Raw genomic sequence first — 23,984 nt, 5'->3', positions numbered from 1 at the left:
TCGGGCGGGCTCGCGGTCCGGCGACTGCGAAGATCCGGCACCATGCGAGCAGTAGTACAAAATGACAAAAGTCGGGCTTCTCGTACCCGCCTCCGGAAGACGCGCGTCCGTGGCGGCCTCGCCGTGCTCGCCGTCGTCGCCGTCGGACTCCAGGGCTGTGCGCAGAGCTCCACCGAGGTACGGCCCGCCGGCGGCCAGCCGCTCCAGGCGCCGCCGGCCCGCGCACTGGACGCCTACGCCGCCAAGCTGCGCGCCGCGCACGCCGTGGCGAAGCGCTGGGGGCTGAAGCGGGCTCCGCTGCCGGCGCCCCCGCCCCCCGCCGAGAAGCCGAGGATCCCCACCCGCGACGGCTTCGAGGTCGACGACCACACCGAACGCGGCCTGCCGCCGGTCTTCACCACGATCCCCACCAAGGAGAAGATCGTCTTCCTCACCATCGACGACGGCGGCGAGAAGGACCGCCGCTTCCTGAAGATGATGAGCGACCTGAAGATCCCGTACACCGCCTTCCTCAGCGACTACCTGGTGAAGGACGACTACGCCTACTTCAAGAAGATGCAGGCCCGGGGCGTCACCCTGAACAACCACACCCTCACCCACCCGTACCTCCCCGGCCTCTCCTACGCCGAGCAGAAGCACGAGATCTGCGGCATGCAGAAGGTCATCCGCAAGCGGTACGGGAAGCGCCCCGCCGTCTTCCGCCCGCCCTTCGGCAACTACAACCAGGACACCCTGGTCGCCGCCAAGAGCTGCGGCGTCACCCACGTCCCGCTCTGGAACGAGGAGGTCTTCGTCGACCACTGGGACTACCGCGAGTGGGACCGGAAGATCCACCGCGGCGACATCGTCCTCACCCACTTCCGGGGCACCGAGGACTGGGACGGCACCATGCCCGACATGATCCGCCGCTTCCTGGACAAGATCACCGCCGAGGGATACGCGGTGGCCCGCCTGGAGGACTACCTGTGAGGCGGCGCCGGCGGGCCGGGGCGGCCGGCGCCCCCCTGGCGGCCACCCTGGCCGCCGCCGCCCTGCTCGCCGCCTGCGCCCCGGCCGGCACCCCCGCGGCCGGGGCGCGGGCGGGCGGGGGCGGGGTGGACGGCGGGGTGGGCGGCGGCGGGACGGGCGGTGTGGGGACAGGAGGTGTGGGGACGGGTGGTGCAGGGACAGGTGGTCTGCCGCCCGTCCTCGACCACGTCCCCACCCGCGACCGCGTCGTCTTCCTCACCTACGACGACGGCGCCGAACGCGACCCCGGCTTCCCCGCCTTGGTCCGCGACCGGCGGCTGCCGGTCACCCTGTTCCTCACCGACACGGTCGCCGGACCGGCGTACGGCCACTTCGCCCAGCTGCGCTCGGTCGGCGCGAGCCTCCAGAACCACACCCTGGACCACCCCGCCCTGCGCGGCCTGCCCTACGTCGGCCAGCGTGCCGAGATCTGCGGCCAGCAGCGCAAACTGAAGTCCCGCTTCGGCGTCCGCCCCCGCCTCCTCCGCCCGCCCTACGGCCGCTACGACACGGCCACCCTGCGCGCGGCCGCCGACTGCGGCGTCACGGCGGTCGTCCTGTGGCGCGCCGCACCGGACCCGACCGGCACCCTGACCTTCACCCACGGCGAGCCCCGGCTCCGCCCCGGCGACATCATCGCCATCGACCCCGACCGCCCGAAGGGCCCGTCGCTGACGGCACGCACGGAGCGGGTGCTGCGGGAGATCGAGCAGCGGGGGCTGCGGGTGGGGCGCCTTGAGGACTACCTGTGACTTTCCAGCGCCAGCGCCGTCCGGTGCGTGTTCTGAGCACCTCCGGCGTTCGCGGACGGGGCCGCGCGGGCCGAAGCGGGGTCCGGGGGCGGCGCCCCGCGGCGGACGCCCACCCCGAGGCCGGGCGTCAGGCACCCCGGCATCCACCGGCATCCACCAGCGAATCCCCGCCGACGCGCCGCGGGCATTGGCACTCCGCTTGACCGAGTGCTAACCGCGGTCATAGTCTCAGGTCTGGCACTCCCCCCAGGAGAGTGCCAACACAGCGACGGGCAGGTCCGGCACCCGCGACGACGGATCCACCTGGTCGCCACCTCAGACAGTTAACCCCGTGAGATCTCCGAAGGGGGAGGTCGGATCGTGACGACCGCCAGCTCCAAGGTTGCCATCAAGCCGCTCGAGGACCGCATCGTGGTCCAGCCGCTCGACGCCGAGCAGACCACGGCCTCGGGCCTGGTCATTCCGGACACTGCCAAGGAGAAGCCCCAGGAGGGCGTCGTCCTGGCCGTGGGCCCGGGCCGCTTCGAGGACGGCAACCGTCTTCCGCTCGACGTCTCCGTCGGTGACGTCGTGCTCTACAGCAAGTACGGCGGCACCGAGGTGAAGTACAACGGCGAGGAGTACCTCGTCCTCTCGGCCCGCGACGTGCTCGCGATCATCGAGAAGTAGTTCACCCGAAGCCCTGGCTTCGAACCTCGCTTTACAGCTGCGCCCCTGGCCCCCGCCACCACTATGAAGCCGGGCGCCCGGGGCGCAGTGCCGTATAACCCCAAGATTTCCGGAAGAGGGCTCACGCTCCCATGGCGAAGATCCTGAAGTTCGACGAGGACGCCCGTCGCGCCCTTGAGCGCGGCGTCAACAAGCTCGCTGACACGGTGAAGGTGACGATCGGCCCCAAGGGCCGCAACGTCGTCATCGACAAGAAGTTCGGCGCCCCCACCATCACCAACGACGGTGTCACGATCGCCCGCGAGGTCGAGATCGAGGACCCGTACGAGAACCTCGGCGCCCAGCTGGTGAAGGAGGTGGCGACCAAGACCAACGACATCGCGGGTGACGGTACGACCACCGCCACCGTGCTGGCCCAGGCGCTGGTCCGCGAGGGCCTGAAGAACGTCGCCGCGGGTGCCTCCCCGGCGCTGCTCAAGAAGGGCATCGACGCGGCCGTCAAGGCGGTCTCCGAGGAACTCCTCGCCACCGCCCGCCCGATCGACGAGAAGTCCGACATCGCCGCCGTCGCCGGTCTGTCCGCCCAGGACAGCCAGGTCGGCGAGCTGATCGCCGAGGCGATGGACAAGGTCGGCAAGGACGGTGTCATCACCGTCGAGGAGTCCAACACCTTCGGTCTGGAGCTGGACTTCACCGAGGGCATGGCCTTCGACAAGGGCTACCTGTCGCCGTACTTCGTGACGGACCAGGAGCGCATGGAGGCCGTCCTGGAGGACGCCTACATCCTGATCAACCAGGGCAAGATCTCCTCCATCCAGGACCTGCTGCCGCTGCTGGAGAAGGTCATCCAGGCCAACTCCTCCAAGCCGCTGCTGATCATCGCCGAGGACGTCGAGGGCGAGGCCCTGTCGACCCTGGTCGTGAACAAGATCCGCGGCACGTTCAACGCGGTGGCCGTCAAGGCCCCCGGCTTCGGCGACCGCCGCAAGGCGATGCTCCAGGACATGGCGGTCCTCACCGGCGCCACGGTCATCTCCGAGGAGGTCGGCCTCAAGCTCGACCAGGTCGGCCTGGACGTGCTCGGCACCGCCCGCCGCATCACCGTCACCAAGGACGACACCACCATCGTCGACGGGGCCGGCGAGAAGGCGGACGTCGAGGGCCGCGTCAACCAGATCAAGGCCGAGATCGAGGCCACGGACTCCGACTGGGACCGCGAGAAGCTCCAGGAGCGCCTCGCCAAGCTGGCCGGCGGCGTGTGCGTGATCAAGGTCGGCGCCGCCACCGAGGTGGAGCTGAAGGAGCGCAAGCACCGTCTGGAGGACGCCATCTCCGCGACCCGCGCCGCGGTCGAGGAGGGCATCGTCTCCGGTGGCGGCTCCGCGCTGGTCCACGCCGTCAAGGTGCTCGAGGGCAACCTCGGCAAGACCGGCGACGAGGCCACCGGTGTCGCGGTGGTCCGCCGCGCCGCCGTCGAGCCGCTGCGCTGGATCGCCGAGAACGCCGGCCTGGAGGGCTACGTCATCACCTCCAAGGTCGCCGAGCTCGACAAGGGCCAGGGCTTCAACGCCGCCACCGGCGAGTACGGCGACCTGGTCAAGGCCGGCGTCATCGACCCGGTGAAGGTCACCCGCTCCGCCCTGGAGAACGCCGCGTCCATCGCCTCCCTCCTCCTGACGACCGAGACCCTGGTCGTCGAGAAGAAGGAAGAGGAAGAGCCGGCCGCCGCGGGCCACAGCCACGGCCACAGCCACTGAGGCCCTCCGCTCCGCACGCCGGTGCCCGGCATCCCTCACGGGGTGCCGGGCACCGGCGCGTCGGGCGCGTTGTCAGTGGGCTCGGGCATGCTGTGAGCAGGACTGGGGGAGGGGGCGCGGTGCGTACACCGGTCAGGGGCGAGGTGTGGGTCGAGTACGGGCAGACCTGGGTGGAGAGCGATCCGGACGGCCGTATTCCGTTGCTCCACGAGACGTTCGCGGGCCAGGAGCAAGGGCTGTGCGGGGCCGCCACGCCCGGCTTCCTGTCGCTGATCACCGGACTCCACACCGGCTACGTCGACTGCACGGTGGAGACGCACGACGCGGAACCCGCCCTGGACCCGGCCTGGCAGGAGGTCGTCGAGGCGTCCTTCCGGCCGGTGTCGGAGCGGACCCGCCTGGCGCGGTGGGACCTCGGACTGCCGCTCACCGACCACCGGGTGCGCTACTGCGCCCGGGACATGGACGAGGGACAGCAGCGGGACACCCGTTCCCCCGGAGAGACACCGGCCGACGCCTACCTCCTCCAGTTCTGGCCCGCCCCGCCCGCCCCGGCCCGGGTACTGCGCCAGACCTCGCCGCACGCCGCCTACTGGCACGACTTCGCACGCGAACTCCCCCCGCCGCCCACCCCCGAGCAGCGCGCCGAGGCCGAACGCCGGGCCGCGGCGGCCGAGGCCCGCGCCGCCGAGCGGCGGCGCCTGCACCGCGAGCGCTGGGAATGGGGCGGCCGGCTCCCGAGCGACACCCTGCGCACGGTGGGCGGCAACGTCCGCGGCCTGCTGAGCTTCGACCCCGACCTGGTGCACACGCTGGATGCGGTGGGACCCGACGTCCAGCGCCGGGTGGCGCTCCTGGCCGCGCACCGCGCCTGCGAGACGGCGGGCCTGACCGACCTGCCGTGGATCACCCGGGCGCTCACCGCCCTCGCCGAGGGACGCCCACTCCCGCCGCCGTTCGACGACCCCGACGACCAGAGCGCGATGTGGGACGCCCTGCGGACCGCCACCCGCACCCCGGGCCGGTCGGTGCGCCAAGCGACACCCCCCAAGCGAGCGCCGTACCGCCCGCCGAAGCCTCCGGCCCGGCCCGGGACCCGGTGGGTACCGGCCCCGCGGCCCGCACCGCCGGACGCCGCGCCGCCCCCGCCGGGGCTCGGCCGCCCGCTGGGCCACTTCGAACCGGCCGAGGCCGGCGAAACACCGGGCTCGGAACCTCTGGAGCCCGGCTCCCCGGTCCTCGCCGCGGTGCTGCACCCGACCGGCACCCGCCCCCCGGCCCGCCCCATCTCCCAGCCCCACTACGCCCTCCCCACCCTCCCCGCCGCCGCCCACCCCGACCCGCTGCGCGCGGCGCTGGACGCGGTCTGGCACGCGCTCGGCACCCACGGCGAGCACTACCCGCGGCTGCTCGCGGAGGTCCGCGCCCTGTGCGGCGGCACGTGACCGCGCCGGCTGCTAAGCCGGCCCCCGCCCCGACACGTTGGCCGTGATCAGCCGCAGCAACTGCTTGGCCGTGGCGTCCTGTTCCGGCGTCAGCCCCATCGCGTCGCCGATGGCGAGCGGCACCTCGGCGGCCCGTTCCCGCAGCGCGGCCCCGGCGTCGGTGAGGCGGATGGCGACCGAGCGCTCGTCGTCGGCCCGGCGCTCGCGCAGCAGCAGGCTCGCCGCCTCCAGTCGCTTCAGCAGCGGGGACAGGGTGCTGGACTCCAACTGGAGCGCCGTGCCCAGGTCCCGGACGGAGATCGAGTCCCGCTCCCACAGCACGAGCAGCACGAGGTACTGCGGATAGGTCAGGCCGAGCGCGTCGAGCAGCGGCCGGTAGCGCGCGGTGACCGCGCGGGAGGCGGCGTACAGGGCGAAGCAGAGCTGGTCGTCCAGGAGCAGGGACCCCAGCGGGGGCCCGGACTCAGGCGGTTCGGCGGAGGTCGTGCGCACGGTGCGGCTCCCGGTTCAGGCACGGTTCACGGCGCGTCCATGCTATCGGAATCCTGTCGGACGCGAGTTAGTTGCGCACGACTTAATCGAGCGCTACGTTTCTGTCGTGCCGCCGCTTCCCGGTGAATCCGCCGGAGGGGCCGAGGCGGCACGCGCGAACCGAGGAGTCCGCCATGAGCGACGCCGCCGCCCCCGCCCGTCCCGTTCTGGAGCCCGCCGCCCAGGCGTTCGTCGAGGCCACCGCGAACCCGCCCTACCTGTTCGACCTCGGCCCCGCCGAGGGCCGCAAGACGGTGGACGAGGTCCAGTCCGGCGAGACGGCGCTGCCCGCCGTCGACGAGGAGTGGATCACCGTCGAGGGCGGCCCCACCGGCCAGGTCCGCGCCCGGATCGTCCGCCCCGCCGGCACCGAGGGCACCCTGCCGGTGATCCTCTACATCCACGGCGCCGGCTGGGTCTTCGGCAACGCCCACACCCACGACCGCCTGGTCCGCGAACTCGCCGTCGGCGCGAACGCGGCCGTGGTCTTCCCCGAGTACGACCTCTCCCCCGAGGCCCGCTACCCGGTCGCCATCGAGCAGAACTACGCGGTCGCCCGCTGGATCGTCACCGAGGGCGCCGCCAAGAACCTGGACGGCACCCGCCTCGCGGTGGCCGGCGACTCCGTCGGCGGCAACATGACCGCCGCCCTCACCCTGATGGCCAAGGAGCGCGGCGACGTCTCCCTGGTCCAGCAGGTGCTGTTCTACCCGGTGACCGACGCGAGCTTCGACACGCCGTCCTACCACCAGTTCGCCGAGGGCTACTTCCTGCGCCGCGACGGCATGCAGTGGTTCTGGGACCAGTACACGACGGACGCGGCCGAGCGGGCGCAGATCACCGCCTCCCCGCTGCGCGCCACCACCGAGCAGCTCACCGGCCTGCCGCCCGCGCTGGTCATCACCGGCGAGGCGGACGTCCTGCGGGACGAGGGCGAGGCGTACGCCAACAAGCTGCGCGAGGCCGGCGTGGCCGTCACGGCCGTCCGCTACCAGGGCATCATCCACGACTTCGTGATGCTCAACGCCCTGCGTGAGACGCACGCCGCCGAGGCCGCCATCACGCAGGCGGTCACCGTTCTGCGCACGGCACTGTCCACCGACTGACCCGGCCCACCACACCGTGGCCCGGCCCCCGCGCACCCGCTCCGGGGCCGGGCCGAGGCAATCCCGCCCCGGGGTCTCTTCGCGACCGGTAGCGCCCCTGCCAGCAGCAGACCGAGCCCGTTCGGTGACCACGTCGAGGTGCACCTGGTCAGCGCCACGGGCGAACCACTCGACCGGCCGTGGCGGATGCCGGTACGGCTCGCGGCCGGCGACGAGCAGAGCGCGGATCCTTGTCCCGGAGACGCTGTCCGCCTTCCCCGCGCTCACCACCGAGATCGTCCGTCATGGCGTGGTGCTGAGCTGATGGCGACGGAAGCACCGTGCCTCGCGCCGCTGACCCTCGGCGACAGGCATCTCGCCGGCCGGATGGACGTCCTACTGGCGGAGACGGAAGGCCGGGATCGCCGCGCGGAGCCCGCCCGGAGTGACGCCGTGGAAACGGGCTCGGAGAGCATGTCCGGCCTTGCTACCGTCGGATCACTGACCGTTCCGGCCGAGGAGCAAAAAGCCTCATGCATGATGCCCGCGTTCTGATCGACATGGGTGAAGAAGCCGTCCGCCGTCTGGCTCGCCGCGGCTACACCCTGGACCTCTCCTCCCTGGAGAGTCTTCAGTCCCGTCGGAACCAGAGCATCCAGTCCGGCGACGAGTTGCGCTCCGAGGCCAAGCGGGTGGCGCAGGAGGTCCAGCAGACGGCGAAGGCAGGCGGCGACATCTCCGCGCTCAAGGACACGGCCCGCAAGCTCAAGGAGCAGATCCGCGAGACCGAGGCCGAGCTGGAGAGGACTCAGGAGGAGCTGACCGGGCTGCTCCTGGGCATCCCGAACCTGCCGTCGGACGACGCGCCCGACGGGGACTCGGAGGAGTTCGCGGTCGAACAGCGCCGTGTCGGCAACCCGCCGGCCTTCCCCTTCGAGCCCAAGGACCATGTGGACCTCGGCGAGGGCATGGGAATTCTGGACTTCGGCCGCGCGACCAAGCTGTCCGGCCCGCGCTTCAGCGTCCTGCGGGGCGTCGGCGCGGCCCTGGAACGGGCTTTGGTGACGCTGTTCCTGGACCTGCACACCCGCCGCCACGGCTACGTCGAACACGCGGTGCCCTTCCTGGTCACCCGCAAGACGATGACCGGCACCGGCCAGCTGCCGAAGTTCGAGGAGGACCTGTTCAAGACGGGCGTCGCGGACCGGGACCTGTTCCTGATCCCGACTGCCGAGGTCCCGCTCACCAACCTGTACGCCGACGAGATCATTCCGCCCGCCGAGCTGCCGGTCGCCCTGACCGCGCACACGCCGTGTTTCCGCTCGGAAGCCGGCTCGTACGGCCGGGACACCCGCGGCCTGATCCGCCAGCACCAGTTCTCCAAGGTGGAGATGGTCCGTATCACCACCGCGGACCAGGCGCGTGCGGAGATGGAGAAGATGGTCGGCCACGCGGAGGCCTGCCTGAAGGAGCTGGACCTGGCCTACCGGGTCGTCACGCTCGCCGCGGGCGACACCGGTTTCTCCGCACAGCTCACCTACGACATCGAGGTGTGGCTGCCGAGCCAGGGCACCTACCGCGAGATCTCCTCGGTCTCGGACTTCGGTACCTTCCAGGGCCGTCGCGGGGGCATCCGCACCCGCGACGAGAACGGCAAACCAACCCCGGCCGCCACCGTCAACGGCTCCGGCCTGCCCATCGGCCGCACCCTGGCCGCCGTACTGGAGCAGCACCAGCAGGCCGACGGCTCGGTCCTGCTGCCCGAAACCCTCGTCAAGTACCTCGGCTACCGCCGGATCAAGGCGGACGGAACGCCCTCGGAGGCACCGGAGGTCGCTCGGGTCATCGAGGAAGGAACGCGCCCGTAGAACCGGACCGCTCAGCCGATGAGCTCGCGTCCGGCAGTACGGCCCCGTCCCGTACGGCGACCTCCGCCCACACCGTCTTCCCGGGCCCGCCGACCCGTTCGGACACGCCCCAGGCTCCGGCGAGCGCGGTCACCAGCAGCAGGCCGCGCCCGCTGTCCGCGCCGGGATCGCCGTCCGTCGGCCGCGGCAGACGCTCCCCGCGGGCGTCGTCGACCTCAATGTGTACGAGTCCGAGGTCGGGGCGGGCCAGTAGCCGCAGCTCGGCGTCCCGGCCGGGCACTCGTCCGTGGGTGACGGCGTTGGCGGTCAGCTCGGCGACGATCAGTTCGACGGTGTCGTGCACCGGGCTGCCGTACGCCCAGCCCCACGCGTCCATCCACTGTGAGGCGAGTCGCCGGGCGAGCCGGGCGCCGCGGGGTGTGGCGGAGAACCGAAGGGCGAAGGGGGGAGTGTCCATGCATCGACGATCGGAGCCGGTGGGCCTTCCTGACCAGGGGTTTCGGTCAGACGGTCCGGTTCTGTAGGGGTGGGCGGGGTTTCCGTACGGCGAGTACAGCGAGTACAGCGTGTCTCGTCGCCGACGGGCCGGAAGAGGGTGGCCTGTACGTGGTCGCCCTCGCACTCGCGGAGGGCGGACAGGCGGGCGGAGGTCGCGGACGCGGCTCGCGGTCCGCGAGTGCCGGGGGTGCCGGGGGTGTTCTCCCGTACGGGCGGTACCTCGCGCAGCAGGTAACGCAGCAGGCCGCCGGGGCGGTGGACCGGGGCTCCGTCCTCGGGCAGGCCGCGCAGGATGTGGGTACGTACGGCGGTGGGGAGATGCCCGGCGGCGAGCCAGCGGTCGGTCAGCGCGGCCAGTTCGGCGTGCATGGCCCGGGGAATGTGACGCAGGGCGGGGGAGAGGGCGGGGAAAGCGGCGACGAGGGCGAGGGCCTCGTCGCTCGCGGGGGGTTCGGGGGGTTGGTGGGAGGTGTTCTCACCGAAGTCTTGAGTGGGATGACCGTCGGCGGGCGGGGTGGTCGGCGCACCGGCGGCCGGTTCCCGAGGACCCGGTACGACCTGCGGCGACACGGCGGCGGGCTCCCGAGCCAGCAGCTTGGCGGCCTCGGCGGCGCTCAACGGCGTACTGGACACGAGCTGTTGGGTGGACCACAGACCGCCGGGCCCCTGTACACGGCGCTCGTGCACGAACCCCTCCTCCTTGAGCTGGCGCTTGGCCCGGCCGAAGGCACCGGCACCGATGCGGGCTCGGTCGGCGGTACGGGAGAGGGACTCGCGGGCGCCCTCGGGAAGGGACAGCTGCCAGGTGAGCAGGCGCACGGCGTCGGAGGACAGCCGGGGGTGCCGGATGATGTCGTGCGAGAACTGGGAGAAGGCGCGCGAGGGCGCGATAAGGTGCCGGTAAATCACGGGTGGGGCCTTCCACTGGTGGTCCAGGTCCTCGTGGACGGCTGCAACCGTCGCGGGGACCGCTTTCGTTGTGACGACGGTACTGCACGGAAAGTGCTCACGCGTACGCGTTGCGTGAAGGCGATTGACCTGCGCGGGGCCCGTGCACCGCCCTACTCTCCGATTACGGAGCGCGATCGATCGGACGCAAAGGGGCGCGGTGGATGAACGCGGGCGCGGACTCGGGCGCGGGTGTTGCGGAGCTGGGTGACTCCCGTGGGGGTTTCCTGAAGTGCTTCGGGTGCCAGGTGAAGCTGTTCCGGGAGGCGGCAGGGCTCACGCAGGCGCAGTTGGGCGCGCTGGTGGGGTACAGCGAGGCGCAGGTCGCGGCGGTGGAGCAGGGACGGCGCATTCCGAAGCCGGACCTGATCGACGCGATCGACCGGGCGGTGGGCGCGCGGGGCGTGCTGATGGCCATGAAGAAGGAGGTGGCCAAGGCCCGGTATCCGTCGTTCTTCCAGCGGTACGCGGAGCTGGAGGCGGAGGCGGTCGAACTGCATGCCTACGCCAGCCATGTGATCAAAGGGCTGTTGCAGACGGAGGAATACGCGCGGGCGGTCTTCCGCATGTGGCGTCCGCTGCAGGACGACGAAGCGATCGAGCAGGGGGTGGCAGCGCGTATGGAGCGACAGAAGCTCTTTGCCCGGCGCCCGGCGCCACTCCTGAGCTTTGTCATTGAGGAGCACGTGCTGCGGCGCCCCCTGGGCGGCCGCCAGGTACTGCTCGGTCAACTGGAACAGCTCCTGCTCTACGGGCACCAGCGCAATGTCGAGTTGCAGGTGATGCCGACGGACCGCGACGAACATGCCGGTCTGGCCGGTCCGTTCACGTTGATCCACTCGGTGGATCAGCGCAGGATGGCTTACGTGGAGGTACAGGACATGAGTGCCCTGTACGCGGACCCGAAGAAGGTGAGTCAGCTGGAGGCGACGTACGGCGTGCTCCGCGCGCAGGCGCTGACTCCCAGGGACTCCCTGGCCTTCGTCGAGAAGCTGTTGGGAGAGCTATGAGGGCAAGCACCGGCAAGCTGGGATGGTTCAAGAGCAGCTACAGCGCAGGCAACGGCGGTGACTGCGTCGAGGTCGCGTGCACGGGCTCAGCCGTGCTGATACGTGACTCCAAACGGCCGGAAGAGGCACAGTTCTCCGTCGGAGCCGAAGAGTGGGCGGTGTTCGTGCGGATGGCGGTGTGCGGTTGAGACGCCGCTGAGAGGGGCGGCCGGGTGCCCGGCCGCCCCTCTTCCGCGCGCAACGCGCTCCCCTCACACCGCCACCGGCAACTCCCCGCCCAGCCACTGGGTCATCGTCCGCACATACGTGGCCGTCAGATGGTCGTCGTTGCGGTACACGACCACGCTGCCGATGACCGCCGGACACTCCCCGCCCCGGCACAGCATCGACGTCGCGTCGATCACCGACGCCCCGCCGACCTCCCGGGCCGCCACCTCACCGACCTGCTCGAAGCCGAGCGCGTCGCTCTTCGCGGTGGCGCAGTCCGCGAGGGAGTCCATCGCGCCCGAGACGCAGGACGGCACGTCCTGCCCGGGGTGCGGGTTGTCGGCGAAGGCCAGCACCCGCGCCCCGGCGCCGGTCAGCCGCCGCAGCGTCTTCGCGTAGCCCTCCTCGGTCAGTTCGGCGCCCGCCGTCTCGCCGAGCCGCTGCCCGTCGCTCGACACGGGCGTGGTCGCCCGCGCCCCCGTCACCACCAGGGCCGGTTCCTCGGCCGCGATCCGCCGCAGCGCCGACTCCCGCCAGGTGTCGCACTCGGTGTACGCCCGCTTCAGCTGCGTCGCCCACATCGTCACCTCGGCCGGTGAGCACGCCGACTTGGTCAGCACCTCCAGGCGCCAGCCCCGCCGCTCGGCGATGGCCGTCAGCGCCGGCGTCCACTGGACGGCGTGTGAGTCGCCGAACAGCACCACGGTGGTGTCGGACGAGGTGTCACCGTAGACGCACCCCGAGGCCAGGGCGCTGTCCAACTGGTCCACCAGACAGTCGTCGTGCGCCGCGTCCACGTCGTCCTCGGCCGTCTCCGGCAACGGCCGCAGTGCGTCGGCGCTGCGCTGGAGATCGGTGTCGCCCGCCGACAGCACCGCTGCGCCGGGCGCGTCCGCCGCCTCGGCCAGCCGGGTGCCCGGCACCGCGGTCCAGGACACCGCCCCGCACAGCACCGCGCCCGCCGTGCAGGCCGCGCCCAGCACCAGACCGGAACGGTGCGGCCGGACCGCCCGCTCGGGGGCGTGCCGGAAGCGGTTCTCCACGTAACGGTGGGTCAGCGCGGCCGGTATCCAGGACAGGGCGACCGCGAGCAGCGCCACCGACAGCGGCGGCTCGCCCAGCCACACCGCGGTGAAGGCGAGGAACGGCCAGTGCCACAGGTACCAGGAGTACGAGACCCGGCCGACGTACCGGACGGGGGCGAGGGAGAGCAGGCGGCCCGCCGGGGTGTCCACGGCCACCGCGCCGGCCGCGATCACCGCCGCCGCCCCGAGCACCGGCAGCAGCGCCCACGGCCCGGGGAAGGCGGTGTCCTCCCCGAACCGCAGCGCCGCGCCGCCGATCCCCGCGACCCCGGCGAGCCCCGCCGCCCCGGCCGCCCACCTGGGCACCCGCCGCCACCAGCCGCCCGGCACCAGCGCCAGCAGCCCGCCGGCCGCCAGTTCCCAGTACCGGGTGCCGGTGGAGAAGTACGCCGCACCGGCCGCCTGCCGGGTGAGCGTGACGGCGTACCAGAAGGAGACGGCCGCCGTCACCGCGAGCACCAGGGCCAGCCGGGGCCGGACGTCCCGGCCGCGGCGTCGGCACCACCACGCCACCGCGATCAGCAGCAGCGGCCACACCACGTAGAACTGCTCCTCGACCGCCAGCGACCAGAAGTGCTGGACCGGGCTGGCCGCGGTGCCCAGCGCCGAGTAGTCGACCGCCTCGGCCGCCTGCCGCCAGTTGACCGCGTACAGCGCGGCGGCGACCACGTCCAGGAAGACGCCGCGCAGATCGGCGGGCGGGACCAGCAGCCAGGCGGCCAGCACCACCGCGGCCAGCACGGTCAGCGCCGAGGGCAGCAGACGGCGCATCCGGCGGGCGTAGAACCCGGTCAGCGAGACCCGGCCGGTGCGGCCCAGTTCCCGTACCAGCAGACCGGTGATGAGGAAACCCGAGATCACGAAGAAGACGTCGACCCCGGCATAGCCGCCGGCCAGCCGGTCCGCACCGGCGTGGTACAGCAGCACCAGCCCGATCGCGAGCGCCCGCAGCCCCTCGATGTCGGGCCGGAAGCCGGGACGGGACGCGGGTACGGGGCCGGGTCTGTGCCGGGGCTGCATCACCTCCGGCGCCGCACCGCTCCCGCTCCCGTTTCCGCTCATGATCCGGCCGTCGTACATCCCCCTTCGCTATCACCCCTGGCTGTGCGCCGTCCGGGCCCTCGGATCACTGCGGCCCGTACTTCCGGGTCCGCGAGCTGACCGCCCCCAGCACGCCCCGCGGCACCAGCTTCGCGGCGCCCATCAGCGCCTTGTAGCGGGGGTCGGGGATCGACAGCGACTTGCCCCGGGCCAGGTCGTCGAGGGCCGCCGCGACCAGCTTGTCGGCGTCCAGCCACATCCAGTTCGGGATGGTGTCGGTGCCCATCCCGGCCCGCTCGTGGAACTCGGTGCGCACGAAGCCGGGGGCCAGCGCCATCAGCCGTACGCCGCTGCCGGCCAGGTCCCGCGCCGCGCCCTGCGTGAACTGCACGACCCACGCCTTGGAGGCGCCGTACGTGCCGCGCGGCACGAAGGCGGCGACCGAGGCCACGTTGACCACGCCGCCCCGGCCGCGCTCGCGCATCGCCTCGGCCGCCGCCGACGTGAGCCGCAGCACCGCCTCGCAGTGCACCTTGAGCATCCGCAGCTCGTCGGCCATGGAGACGTCGAGATAGCGGCCCTTGTTGCCGAAGCCGGCATTGTTGATCAGCAGGTCGACCGGGTTCTTGCGGTCGCCCAGCCGGGCGGTCACCGACTCGATGCCCGCGTCCTCGGCCAGGTCGGCGGTCAGCACCTCGGCCTCGATACCGTGCCGGTCGTGCAGCTCGGTCGCCTGCTCGCGCAGCCGTTCGGTGTTCCGGGCGACCAGCACCAGGTCGTGCCCGTCGGCCGCCAGCCGCCGCGCGAACGCGGCGCCGATGCCTGACGTCGATCCCGTAATCAATGCCGTTGTCATGGCGCAACATTAGTGACCCGGACTGTCGGCGTCCGGATCGCTCACCGAGCCTTCGACCAGTGAAGCGCCGGTGAAGGAGCGGCGGGCGGCTCCGGTCGGGACGACGGCTCGGAAACGACGGGCGGCCCCGGTCAGGACGACGGCTCGGAAACGGCGGCGGGCGGCTGGTCAGGGCGGCTGGTCAGGGAGCCCGCATGCGGCGAGCGGGATGGTCAGGACGGCTCGGGTACGGCGGCCGTCCGCAGACCCGCCGCGTACGCCCGTGCCTGGGCCAGCGCCACCGGATGCAGTGCCTCGCCCGCCGCCAGCAGCCCCGGCAGCAGCTCCCGCTCGGTGGTCACCGCGCGGAACTGCGTCGCCACCGTCACCTCGTGACCGGGCCGGTGCACGATCTCGACCGGGTCGCCCGCCCGCACCTCGCCGGGCACGATCACCCGCAGGTACGCCCCGGGCGCGCCCTTCTGCGTGAACCGCCGCACCCAGCGTTTCTCACCCAGATGGCCCTGGAAGGTGCGGCAGGGGATGCGCCCGCAGGTGACTTCGAGGACCAGGTCCGGGCCGATCCGCCAGCGCTCGCCGATCAGCGCCCCGGAGACGTCGATGCCGACGGTGGTGAGGTTCTCGCCGAACGCGCCGGCGCGCAGCGGGCGCCCCAGTTCGCGCTCCCAGTCGTCGAGGTCCTCGCGGGCCACCGCGTACACCGCCTGGTGGTCGCCGCCGTGGTGCCGGGTGTCGCAGACCGTGTCCCCGGCGACCCCGCTCGCCCCGTCCGGGCCCGGCGCCGCGATCCGCACCGGCCCGGCGGCCGGCCGCTTGTCGATGCCGGTCACCCCTTGCGGATGATCCGTGTACGGCACGGTCTCGGCACGGCCCACATTCACCGACAGAAGCCTCATGACGGCACGGTAGACGAGCCTCGCCAAAGCGTCGACGCATTTATCGTGCCCGTATCAAAGGTTCGCTTATCCTCAACGGTGTGATCGAGGCTCGTCATCTCCGCGTGCTGCGCGCCGTGGCCGCCACCGGCTCCTTCTCGGCGGCGGGGCGCGCGCTGGGCTGCACCCAGCCCGCGGTCAGCCAGCAGATGAAGGCCCTGGAGGCGTCCGTCGGCACGCCCCTGCTGGTCCGCGGTCCGCGCGACATGCGGCTGACCCAGGCCGGCGAGGCGCTGGTCCGGCACGCCGCGGGCATCCTGGCCGGGCTGACCGCCGCCGAGGAGGAGGTCGCCGCCATCGCCGGGCTGCGCGCCGGCCGGGTCCGGCTGGTCTCCTTCCCCAGCGGCAGCTCCACCCTGGTCCCCACCGCGCTGGCCGCGCTGCGCGCCGCCCACCCCGGCACCCGGGTCTCCCTGGAGGAGGCCGAACCCCCCGCCTCGGTCGAACTGCTGCGCGAGGGCGACTGCGACGTGGCGCTCACCTTCCGTTACGAGGGGGCGGCCGGCGGCGCCGAGGAGTGGGACGACCTGGTGGTCCGGCCGCTGCTGACCGACCGGCTGGTGGCCCTCGTGCCCGAGGGGCACTCGCTCGCCCGCGCGGAGTCCGTCGCCATCGGGGAGCTGGCCGGGGAGCCGTGGATCGCGGGCTGCCCGCGCTGCCGGGGGCAGCTGGTCGCGGTGTGCGAGACGGCCGGTTTCTCCCCCCGGATCGATTTCGCGACCGACGACTATCCGGCGGTCGTCGGCCTGGTCGGGGCCGGCCTCGGGGTCGCCGTACTGCCCCAGCTCGCGGTCGAGTCGGTACGGCCGCGCGGTGCCCGCACGGTACGCCTGGAGCCGGTCGTGCGGCGCGAGATCGTCGCCCTCACGCTGCCCGACCTGGCACAGGTGCCGGCCGTGACGGCGACGCTGGACGAGCTGGAGCGGGCCGCGCGGCACTGACGCGCGCGTGCCACGCACGACGCCCGGAGAAACGTTCCTTCAGCTGTTTGGGGCGGAGTCCGCGCCGCCGGCCGCCGAGGCGGCCGGCACCAGACGGTTGCGCGCCCGCCCCATGAGTTCCTCGCGTTCGTCCTCGGTCAGGCCGCCCCACACGCCGTACGGCTCGCGCACCGCCAGCGCGTGCGCGGCGCACTCGGCGCGCACCGGGCACCGCATGCAGACCTCCTTGGCCGAGTTCTCACGAGCGCTGCGGGCCGCGCCGCGCTCCCCTTCGGGATGGAAGAAGAGCGAGCTGTCCACCCCGCGGCAGGCGGCCAGCAACTGCCAGTCCCACAGGTCCGCGTTAGGTCCGGGAAGGCGGGAGAAATCTGCCATTGCGTGACCTCTTGTAACCGATATGGGTGGATGCCAGGGGTCCAGCACCCACGACCGTACAACTACGATCTAAGGAGATGAAAATATGACTCATTGCGAATCTAGTGCCAGACACCTCCAAAGCGGAAGAAAAGCGTCTAAATGGGGCACGGGTTGTGGTGAAAGGTTGAGGGTCTCCGCGCGTGACTGCGTTGTGTCCGGCCCCTCACGTAGAGTGCCGAAGACGACACGCAGCCCCGTAACTCTTTCGAGTGACCGTCGTTGAGAGGGCGGAGGCGGTTGCAGGAACAAGCGCTCGGGCGGGCGTCCGAGACGGTGACCGCACAGGTGACGATTTCGTACCAGCCTGGAGGCTCAAGGTGACGCGCAGCAGCTGTGAGAGCCGCGGAGGACAGCCATGACATCCGTCCTCGTCTGCGACGACTCCCCGCTTGCCCGAGAGGCGCTCCGCCGCGCGGTCGCGACCGTGCCCGGCGTCGAGCGCGTGACGACGGCGGCCAACGGCGAGGAAGTGCTCCGCCGCTGGGGTGCCGACCGCTCGGACCTGATTCTGATGGACGTGCGCATGCCCGGTCTGGGCGGTGTCGAGACGGTCCGGCGGCTGCTGTCCGCCGACCCGGGCGCGCGCATCATCATGCTCACGGTCGCCGAGGACCTGGACGGCGTGGCCCTCGCGGTCGCCGCCGGCGCCCGTGGCTATCTGCACAAGGACGCCTCGCGCGCCGAACTGCGGGCCACGGTCACCCAGGCGCTCGCCGACCCGACCTGGCGGCTCGCCCCCCGGCGGCTGCGCTCGGCCGAGATGGGCGCCGCGCCCACCCTCACCGCGCGCGAGATCCAGGTCCTGGAGGGCATGAGCCACGGTCGCTCCAACGCGGAGATCGGCCGTGAGCTCTTCCTCTCCGAGGACACCGTCAAGACGCACGCCCGGCGGCTCTTCAAGAAGCTCGGCGCCTCGGACCGGGCACACGCGGTGGCGCTCGGCTTCCGGTGGGGCCTGGTCCGGTAGGGCCTGTCGGATGACAGGCCCCAGGGGCAGCTCCGTGCGGCGGAGACCCACGGGGCCCGGCGGAGGTGCGACAGACCCCGCTCACCGCCAGGTGAGTGGGGGTGACAAGCCGAACCGTCGGGTGCCCGCTGCTCGTTTCGGCGCCGATGCCGCATCCTTGAGGTGTGGAGTTCCTCGGGGACGAGTCGGTCGAGCGGGAGGGGAGGGCGCAGGGGATGAGTTCCGGCGCACCTGCTCATAACGCTTCGGTGCACAACAACGGACGCGGCGGAGCGGACCAGACGGCCGCAAGGCACCATGGACCGATGCGTGACGACGAGCCGGCCCCCGGGCAGGGGGGAACAGTCGGTGCGCTCGTCCACCGCGCCGTAGACGGGGACGAGCAGGCCACGCACGACCTGCTCGCCCATGTTCACCCCCTCGCGCTGCGCTACTGCCGCACCCGGCTGTCCCGGCTGCCCGGCGACGCGCGTCACTTCGTCGAGGACCTCGCCCAGGAGGTCTGCGTCGCCGTACTCCTGGCGCTGCCGCGCTACAAGGACACCGGACGCCCGTTCGAGGCGTTCGTCTTCGCCATCGCCGCCCACAAGGTCGCCGACCTGCAGCGCGCCGCGATGCGCGGCCCCGGCTCCACCGCCGTCCCCTCCGACGAGATGCCCGAGCGGCCCGACGACTCGCTCGGCCCCGAGGAGCGCGCCCTGCTCAGCAGCGACGCCGAGTGGGCCAAGAAACTGCTCGCCAACCTCCCCGACAACCAGCGGGAACTGCTGCTGCTGCGGATCGCGGTCGGGCTCACGGCCGAGGAGACCGGCCAGATGTTGGGAATGTCACCCGGCGCGGTCCGGGTGGCGCAGCACCGGGCGCTGAGCCGGCTCCGGGCCCTGGCCGAGCAGTAGTTGCTCCGTTCGTCACTTCGGTGAACGGACGGCCCGCCGCTTTCGTACGAACATACGGCTGCCCGGGTTGCCATGATCGTGGAATGAGACACCCGTGCTTCCCGTTAGCATGGACATCCGCACCGATCAAGGCCATTTGGGGAAGGTGTCATGACTGCGAACGTCGACGGAGTGCCCGGTAAATTCGCGACACTCGGGCTGACCTACGACGACGTGCTGCTGCTGCCGGGCGCCTCCGAGGTGCTTCCGAACGCGGTCGACACCTCGTCCCGCATCTCGCGCAACGTCCGGGTCAACATCCCGCTGCTCTCCGCGGCGATGGACAAGGTGACCGAGTCCCGCATGGCCATCGCGATGGCCCGCCAGGGCGGCGTCGGCGTGCTGCACCGCAACCTGTCCATCGAGGACCAGGCCAACCAGGTCGACCTGGTCAAGCGCTCCGAGTCCGGCATGGTGGCCAACCCCATCACCATCCACCCGGACGCCACCCTCGGCGAGGCCGACGCGCTGTGCGCCAAGTTCCGCATCAGCGGCGTGCCGGTCACCGACGACGCCGGCAAGCTGCTCGGCATCGTCACCAACCGTGACATGGCCTTCGAGACCGACCGGGCCCGGCGGGTGCGCGAGGTCATGACGCCGATGCCGCTGGTCACCGGCAAGGTCGGCATCTCCGGCGTGGACGCCATGGGTCTGCTGCGCCGCCACAAGATCGAGAAGCTGCCGCTGGTCGACGACGACGGCGTGCTCAAGGGTCTGATCACGGTCAAGGACTTCGTCAAGGCCGAGCAGTACCCGGGCGCCGCGAAGGACGCCGAGGGCCGGCTCATCGTCGGCGCCGCCGTGGGCGCCAGCCCCGAGGCGCTGGACCGGGCCCAGGCGCTCGCCCAGGCCGGCGCGGACTTCCTGGTCGTCGACACCTCGCACGGCCACAACAGCAACGCGCTGAGCTGGATGGCCAAGATCAAGTCGAGCGTCGGGATCGACGTCATCGGCGGCAACGTCGCCACCCGGGACGGCGCCCAGGCGCTGATCGACGCCGGTGTGGACGGCATCAAGGTGGGCGTCGGCCCCGGCTCCATCTGCACCACCCGGGTCGTCGCCGGCATCGGCGTCCCCCAGGTCACCGCCATCTACGAGGCGTCGCTGGCGGCCCGCGCGGCCGGTGTCCCGCTGATCGGCGACGGCGGCCTCCAGTACTCCGGCGACATCGGCAAGGCGCTGGCCGCCGGCGCCGACACGGTGATGCTGGGCAGCCTGCTCGCGGGCTGCGAGGAGTCGCCGGGCGAGCTCCAGTTCATCAACGGCAAGCAGTTCAAGTCGTACCGCGGCATGGGCTCGCTGGGTGCCATGCAGTCCCGCGGCCAGGGGAAGTCGTACTCCAAGGACCGCTACTTCCAGGCCGAGGTCGCCTCCGACGACAAGCTGGTGCCCGAGGGCATCGAGGGCCAGGTGCCCTACCGGGGCCCGCTGGCCAACGTGCTGCACCAGCTCGTCGGCGGCCTGCGCCAGACCATGGGGTACGTGGGTGCGGCCACCATCGAGGAGATGGAGTCCAAGGGCCGGTTCGTGCGGATCACCTCCGCCGGCCTCAAGGAGAGCCACCCGCACGACATCCAGATGACGGTCGAGGCACCGAACTACAGCCGTAACAAGTAGGCAGCCGTAAGCAGCGGCGATCTTCCCGAGGGCGGCCCCGGAGCGACCGGGGCCGCCCTCGTTTCGCCCGTCGGGGATACTGGAAGACGCTGCAACGCATGAGGGAAAGGCCACACACGTGACTGAGATCGAGATCGGGCGCGGCAAGCGCGGCCGCCGGGCGTACGCCTTCGACGACATCGCCGTCGTCCCCAGCCGCCGTACGCGAGACCCGAAGGAGGTCTCGATCGCCTGGCAGATCGACGCCTACCGCTTCGAGCTGCCGTTCCTGGCCGCCCCCATGGACTCGGTCGTCTCCCCGGCCACCGCCATCCGCATCGGCGAACTGGGCGGCCTCGGCGTACTGAACCTGGAAGGGCTCTGGACCCGCTACGACGACCCGCAGCCGCTGCTCGACGAGATCGTCGGCCTGGACTCGGAGACCGCGACCCGCCGCCTCCAGGAGATCTACGCTGCCCCGATCCGTGAGGAGCTGATCGGGCAGCGCATCAAGGAGGTGCGCGAGGCCGGTGTCGTCACCGCCGCCGCGCTCTCCCCGCAGCGCACCGCGCAGTTCTCCAAGGCCGTGGTCGACGCGGGTGTGGACATCTTCGTGATCCGCGGTACCACCGTCTCCGCGGAGCACGTCTCCGGCGCCGCCGAGCCGCTGAACCTGAAGCAGTTCATCTACGAGCTGGACGTCCCGGTGATCGTCGGCGGCTGCGCCACCTACACCGCCGCCCTGCACCTGATGCGCACCGGCGCGGCCGGTGTCCTGGTCGGCTTCGGCGGCGGCGCCGCGCACACCACGCGCAACGTGCTGGGCATCCAGGTCCCGATGGCCACCGCGGTCGCCGACGTGGCGGCGGCCCGCCGGGACTACATGGACGAGTCCGGCGGCCGGTACGTGCACGTGATCGCGGACGGCGGGGTCGGCTGGTCCGGCGACCTGCCCAAGGCGATCGCCTGCGGCGCCGACTCGGTGATGATGGGCTCCCCGCTGGCCCGCGCGACGGACGCGCCGGGCCGGGGCCACCACTGGGGCATGGAGGCCGTCAACGAGGAACTGCCGCGCGGCAAGAAGGTCGACCTCGGCACGGTCGGCACGCTGGAGGAGGTCCTCACCGGGCCGTCCCACCACCCTGACGGCTCGATGAACCTGTTCGGCGCCCTGCGCCGCGCGATGGCCACCACCGGCTACAGCGAGCTGAAGGAGTTCCAGCGGGTCGAGGTGACGGTGGCGGACTCGCAGCATCGGCGGTAGCCGGCAGCCGGTAGTCGGCAGTTGGTTGTACGGAGGCCGGTCGTCCCTGGTGGGACGGCCGGCCTTCTTGTTGTTCGTGCGCTCGGCGTCCGGTGTCCGGCGGGCCGGGTACGGGGGCGCGCAGGGTGTCCGGGGGGCGCATGGTCGTCTTCGGGGCGAATACGCCGGGTGGCGCCGTCGTGCGCCGGTAACGTCCGTGTCCGGCGGCCCAGTTCTCTGGGACGCCCCCTTCCAAGGAACGCGTTCCGGGCCCCGTCCCCTCGGGGCCCGGCCCGAATTCCAGACGCGCCGCCCACCGGGCTGACGGCGGCATCGTGGAAGGGGGCGTGCCCATGGGACGTCACCGCAAGCCCACCCGCTGGGACCGGATCCGTCTTCGGATGGTTCAGTGCCGGAGGAGGTGGATCTTGCGGATTTTCGGATGGTGAGCGGCCACCCCTATGAGAATTAGGGGTGGACACTCCGTGATCCATCCTGGAGTCCATCGCAGTACCGGCTGCGGTGGGCTCCGCCTTTTGTGCTGCGGCTTTTAGATGGTGAGCGGCCATCCCTAAGAGAAATAGGGGTGGACACTCCGTGATCCATCCTGGAGTCGATCGCAGTGTCCGCTGCGGTGGGCTCCGCCTCTACGGTACCCACGTAGCGCCCCGTCCACCACCAACCCCGTGGCACGACCGGCCTCCGCGCGCCCCTTCACAACCGGTGCGCCGCCCCCGTGGGCGTGGCTCCCCGGGTGTCCAGCAGCAACTGGGCCTTCACCGAGAGGCCCTGGAGGTCGTACGTGCGGTGCTGCTGGAGGAGGATCGTCAGATCTGCGGCGGCGGCGGACTCGTAGAGGGAGTCGGCGCGGGGGATCGGGCGGTCGAGGACCGTCCAGGACGGGATGTGCGGGTCGTGGTAGCTGACCGCGGCGCCCATCGAGATCAGCCGGGTCGCGACCTCCTGGGCCGGGGTGCCCTGCTGGTCGGCGAGATCGGCCTTGTAGGTGACGCCGAGGAGGAGCACGCGGGCGCCGCGCGCCGACTTGCCGTGCTCGTTGAGGAGGGCGGCGGCGCGCTGCACGACGTAGCGCGGCATCTGGTTGTTGACCTGCTGGGCGAGTTCGACCATGCGCAGGCTGCGGGGGGCGTGGCCGGTCAGGTCCTGGGGGACGGAGTGGCCGCCGACGCCGGGGCCGGGGCGGAAGGTCTGGAAGCCGAACGGCTTGGTCTCCGCGCAGCGGATGACGTCCCAGAGGTCGACGCCGAGGTCGTGGCAGAGGACGGACATCTCGTTGACGAGTGCGATGTTCACATGGCGGAAGTTGGTCTCCAGGAGCTGGACCGTCTCCGCCTCCCGCGGGCCACGCGCGCGTACCACCTTGTCGGTGAGGCGGCCGTAGAAGGCGGCGGCCGACTCGGTGCAGGCGGGGGTGAGGCCGCCGATGACCTTCGGCGTGTTCGCCGGGGTGAAGTCGCGGTTGCCGGGGTCGACCCGGCTGGGGGAGTAGGCGAGATGGAAGTCACGCCCCGCACGCAGGCCGGAGCCGTTTTCGAGGAGCGGGCGGAGGAAATCCTCGGTGGTCCCGGGAGGGACCGGTGACTCCAGGATCACCGTCGTGTGCGGGCGCAAATGTGCCGCCAGGGTGCGCGCGGCCGCCTCCACCTGGCCGAGGTCCGGGCTGCCGCCCTCGCCCGGCGGGGTCGGGGCACAGATGACCGCCGTGCGCACCCGGCCCAGCTCGGCCGGTCCGGCGGCCGTCCGGAAGCCCCCGGCGAGCATGCGGCGCAGTTCGGCCGGGGTCAGCGAGCCGGCCTCGGGGCCGGTCCGGTAGCCGAGGGTGGGGATGCCGGCGGCGATGGCGGCCTGGGCCAGGGGCAGGCCGTAGGGACCGAGTCCGATGACGGCGAGATCTGCGGGCATGGCGTGGGCCGTCCTTCCCAGTAGCCGGAGCGGGACAGATGCGCAAGCCCTGTGGACAGGACGGGCGAGCACAACGTCAGACTAGGAGTAAATATGACCGATTTGTGGGATTGGTCGGCCGAGTTTCGGTGAGTGTTGGCGGCAGTACTGGGGCTCCGTTCACCGGGAGCGCTCGCTGAGGTTGTCCACAGGGCACGGGTGCGTGTGGCTGAAGTCGGGCAACCCGGTCAGAATCTGGGCATGGGGGGTACAGGGAACGACCGGGCT

General features: G+C 71.8%; 23 protein-coding genes. 15 read left to right on the top strand and 8 right to left on the bottom strand.

The window, feature by feature from the left end; all coding sequences use genetic code 11:
• Positions 1-42: 42 nt before the first annotated feature.
• The 5 genes from AB0G32_RS03390 (at position 43) to AB0G32_RS03370 (ending at position 5,631) form a co-directional block, all read left to right on the top strand.
• Positions 43-969: a polysaccharide deacetylase family protein gene (locus tag AB0G32_RS03390; RefSeq protein ID WP_361157480.1), complete on the top strand. Its 927-nt coding sequence runs from the start codon at positions 43-45 to the stop codon at positions 967-969.
• A gap of 161 nt (positions 970-1,130) precedes the next feature.
• Positions 1,131-1,760 (top strand): polysaccharide deacetylase family protein, encoded by a 630-nt coding sequence (locus tag AB0G32_RS03385; RefSeq protein WP_361158217.1) that lies wholly within the window; start codon positions 1,131-1,133, stop codon positions 1,758-1,760.
• Between the two features lie 360 nt (positions 1,761-2,120).
• Positions 2,121-2,429 carry a co-chaperone GroES gene (groES, locus tag AB0G32_RS03380; protein WP_014178834.1) on the top strand — a complete coding sequence of 103 codons (309 nt, stop codon included), beginning with the start codon at positions 2,121-2,123 and terminating at the stop codon, positions 2,427-2,429.
• A gap of 131 nt (positions 2,430-2,560) precedes the next feature.
• The gene (groL, locus tag AB0G32_RS03375) at positions 2,561-4,186 is read left to right on the top strand and encodes a chaperonin GroEL (protein ID WP_361157475.1); all 1,626 of its coding nucleotides are present in this window, start codon (positions 2,561-2,563) and stop codon (positions 4,184-4,186) included.
• 119 nt (positions 4,187-4,305) lie between these two features.
• Entirely contained in the window at positions 4,306-5,631 is a 1,326-nt protein-coding gene (locus AB0G32_RS03370; RefSeq protein WP_361157473.1) for a hypothetical protein, read from the top strand.
• Positions 5,632-5,643: 12 nt separating this feature from the next.
• On the opposite strand, the gene AB0G32_RS03365 is transcribed toward AB0G32_RS03370, so the two are convergent.
• Positions 5,644-6,123 carry a MarR family transcriptional regulator gene (locus tag AB0G32_RS03365; protein WP_361157470.1) on the bottom strand — a complete coding sequence of 160 codons (480 nt, stop codon included), beginning with the start codon at positions 6,121-6,123 and terminating at the stop codon, positions 5,644-5,646.
• 173 nt (positions 6,124-6,296) lie between these two features.
• Here AB0G32_RS03365 and AB0G32_RS03360 point away from each other — a divergent pair, with 173 nt between their 5' ends.
• The 3 genes from AB0G32_RS03360 (at position 6,297) to serS (ending at position 9,115) form a co-directional block, all read left to right on the top strand.
• Positions 6,297-7,268 (top strand): alpha/beta hydrolase, encoded by a 972-nt coding sequence (locus tag AB0G32_RS03360; protein ID WP_361157467.1) that lies wholly within the window; start codon positions 6,297-6,299, stop codon positions 7,266-7,268.
• Positions 7,269-7,571: 303 nt separating this feature from the next.
• The gene (locus tag AB0G32_RS03355; RefSeq protein WP_361157465.1) at positions 7,572-7,802 is read left to right on the top strand and encodes a hypothetical protein; all 231 of its coding nucleotides are present in this window, start codon (positions 7,572-7,574) and stop codon (positions 7,800-7,802) included.
• The gene (gene serS, locus AB0G32_RS03350) at positions 7,781-9,115 is read left to right on the top strand and encodes a serine--tRNA ligase (RefSeq protein WP_361157462.1); all 1,335 of its coding nucleotides are present in this window, start codon (positions 7,781-7,783) and stop codon (positions 9,113-9,115) included. Before AB0G32_RS03355 ends, serS begins: the two co-directional genes overlap by 22 nt.
• Here the strand turns inward: serS and AB0G32_RS03345 are convergent.
• Together AB0G32_RS03345 and AB0G32_RS03340 are read right to left on the bottom strand one after the other, a co-directional pair.
• Complete coding sequence (locus tag AB0G32_RS03345; protein WP_361157459.1) at positions 9,090-9,491, bottom strand: ATP-binding protein; 402 nt, start codon at positions 9,489-9,491, stop codon at positions 9,090-9,092. The two genes, serS and AB0G32_RS03345, sit on opposite strands and share 26 nt — an antisense overlap.
• On the bottom strand, positions 9,437-10,522 hold the full coding sequence (locus tag AB0G32_RS03340; RefSeq protein WP_361157456.1) for a hypothetical protein: 1,086 nt from the start codon (positions 10,520-10,522) through the stop codon (positions 9,437-9,439). Before AB0G32_RS03340 ends, AB0G32_RS03345 begins: the two co-directional genes overlap by 55 nt.
• Before the next feature lie 203 nt (positions 10,523-10,725).
• Between AB0G32_RS03340 and AB0G32_RS03335 the strand changes: the two genes are divergently transcribed.
• Positions 10,726-11,571 (top strand): helix-turn-helix transcriptional regulator, encoded by an 846-nt coding sequence (locus tag AB0G32_RS03335; RefSeq protein WP_361157453.1) that lies wholly within the window; start codon positions 10,726-10,728, stop codon positions 11,569-11,571.
• Positions 11,568-11,759 carry a DUF397 domain-containing protein gene (locus tag AB0G32_RS03330; protein WP_361157451.1) on the top strand — a complete coding sequence of 64 codons (192 nt, stop codon included), beginning with the start codon at positions 11,568-11,570 and terminating at the stop codon, positions 11,757-11,759. Before AB0G32_RS03335 ends, AB0G32_RS03330 begins: the two co-directional genes overlap by 4 nt.
• A 63-nt stretch (positions 11,760-11,822) precedes the next feature.
• Here AB0G32_RS03330 and AB0G32_RS03325 read toward each other — a convergent pair whose 3' ends face one another.
• The 3 genes from AB0G32_RS03325 to AB0G32_RS03315 form a co-directional block, all read right to left on the bottom strand.
• Positions 11,823-13,925, bottom strand: coding sequence for an acyltransferase family protein (locus AB0G32_RS03325; protein ID WP_361157448.1), 2,103 nt, complete (start codon positions 13,923-13,925; stop codon positions 11,823-11,825).
• A 64-nt stretch (positions 13,926-13,989) separates the two neighbouring features.
• Complete coding sequence (locus AB0G32_RS03320; RefSeq protein WP_361157445.1) at positions 13,990-14,760, bottom strand: SDR family oxidoreductase; 771 nt, start codon at positions 14,758-14,760, stop codon at positions 13,990-13,992.
• 212 nt (positions 14,761-14,972) lie between these two features.
• A complete protein-coding gene (locus tag AB0G32_RS03315) occupies positions 14,973-15,656 on the bottom strand; it encodes an MOSC domain-containing protein (protein WP_361157442.1) in 684 nt (227 codons plus the stop codon).
• Positions 15,657-15,736: 80 nt separating this feature from the next.
• Here AB0G32_RS03315 and AB0G32_RS03310 point away from each other — a divergent pair, with 80 nt between their 5' ends.
• Positions 15,737-16,636, top strand: a complete 900-nt coding sequence (locus AB0G32_RS03310; RefSeq protein WP_361157439.1) for a LysR family transcriptional regulator — start codon at positions 15,737-15,739, stop codon at positions 16,634-16,636.
• Between the two features lie 39 nt (positions 16,637-16,675).
• Here the strand turns inward: AB0G32_RS03310 and AB0G32_RS03305 are convergent, their stop codons facing one another.
• Positions 16,676-17,011, bottom strand: a complete 336-nt coding sequence (locus tag AB0G32_RS03305; RefSeq protein ID WP_361157436.1) for a WhiB family transcriptional regulator — start codon at positions 17,009-17,011, stop codon at positions 16,676-16,678.
• Between the two features lie 397 nt (positions 17,012-17,408).
• On the opposite strand from AB0G32_RS03305, the gene AB0G32_RS03300 reads away from it, so the two are divergent.
• The 4 genes from AB0G32_RS03300 to AB0G32_RS03285 all read left to right on the top strand — a co-directional run bounded on the left by AB0G32_RS03300 (position 17,409) and on the right by AB0G32_RS03285 (position 21,815).
• Positions 17,409-18,020: a response regulator transcription factor gene (locus AB0G32_RS03300; RefSeq protein ID WP_003948568.1), complete on the top strand. Its 612-nt coding sequence runs from the start codon at positions 17,409-17,411 to the stop codon at positions 18,018-18,020.
• Positions 18,021-18,325: 305 nt separating this feature from the next.
• On the top strand, positions 18,326-18,916 hold the full coding sequence (locus AB0G32_RS03295) for a sigma-70 family RNA polymerase sigma factor (RefSeq protein WP_361157434.1): 591 nt from the start codon (positions 18,326-18,328) through the stop codon (positions 18,914-18,916).
• 150 nt (positions 18,917-19,066) lie between these two features.
• The gene (guaB, locus tag AB0G32_RS03290; protein ID WP_361157431.1) at positions 19,067-20,572 is read left to right on the top strand and encodes an IMP dehydrogenase; all 1,506 of its coding nucleotides are present in this window, start codon (positions 19,067-19,069) and stop codon (positions 20,570-20,572) included.
• 118 nt (positions 20,573-20,690) lie between these two features.
• Positions 20,691-21,815, top strand: coding sequence for a GuaB3 family IMP dehydrogenase-related protein (locus AB0G32_RS03285; protein ID WP_361157428.1), 1,125 nt, complete (start codon positions 20,691-20,693; stop codon positions 21,813-21,815).
• A 693-nt stretch (positions 21,816-22,508) separates the two neighbouring features.
• Here AB0G32_RS03285 and AB0G32_RS03280 read toward each other — a convergent pair.
• Complete coding sequence (locus AB0G32_RS03280) at positions 22,509-23,717, bottom strand: nucleotide sugar dehydrogenase (protein ID WP_361157426.1); 1,209 nt, start codon at positions 23,715-23,717, stop codon at positions 22,509-22,511.
• Between the last annotated feature and the right edge of the window lie 267 nt (positions 23,718-23,984).

Origin of the sequence: Streptomyces sp. NPDC023723 (assembly GCF_040639815.1) — a bacterium.
Lineage (GTDB): Bacteria > Actinomycetota > Actinomycetes > Streptomycetales > Streptomycetaceae > Streptomyces.
The sequence above is the reverse complement of the archived record's forward strand: the minus strand, read 5'-3'. Positions and strand labels throughout refer to the sequence as shown.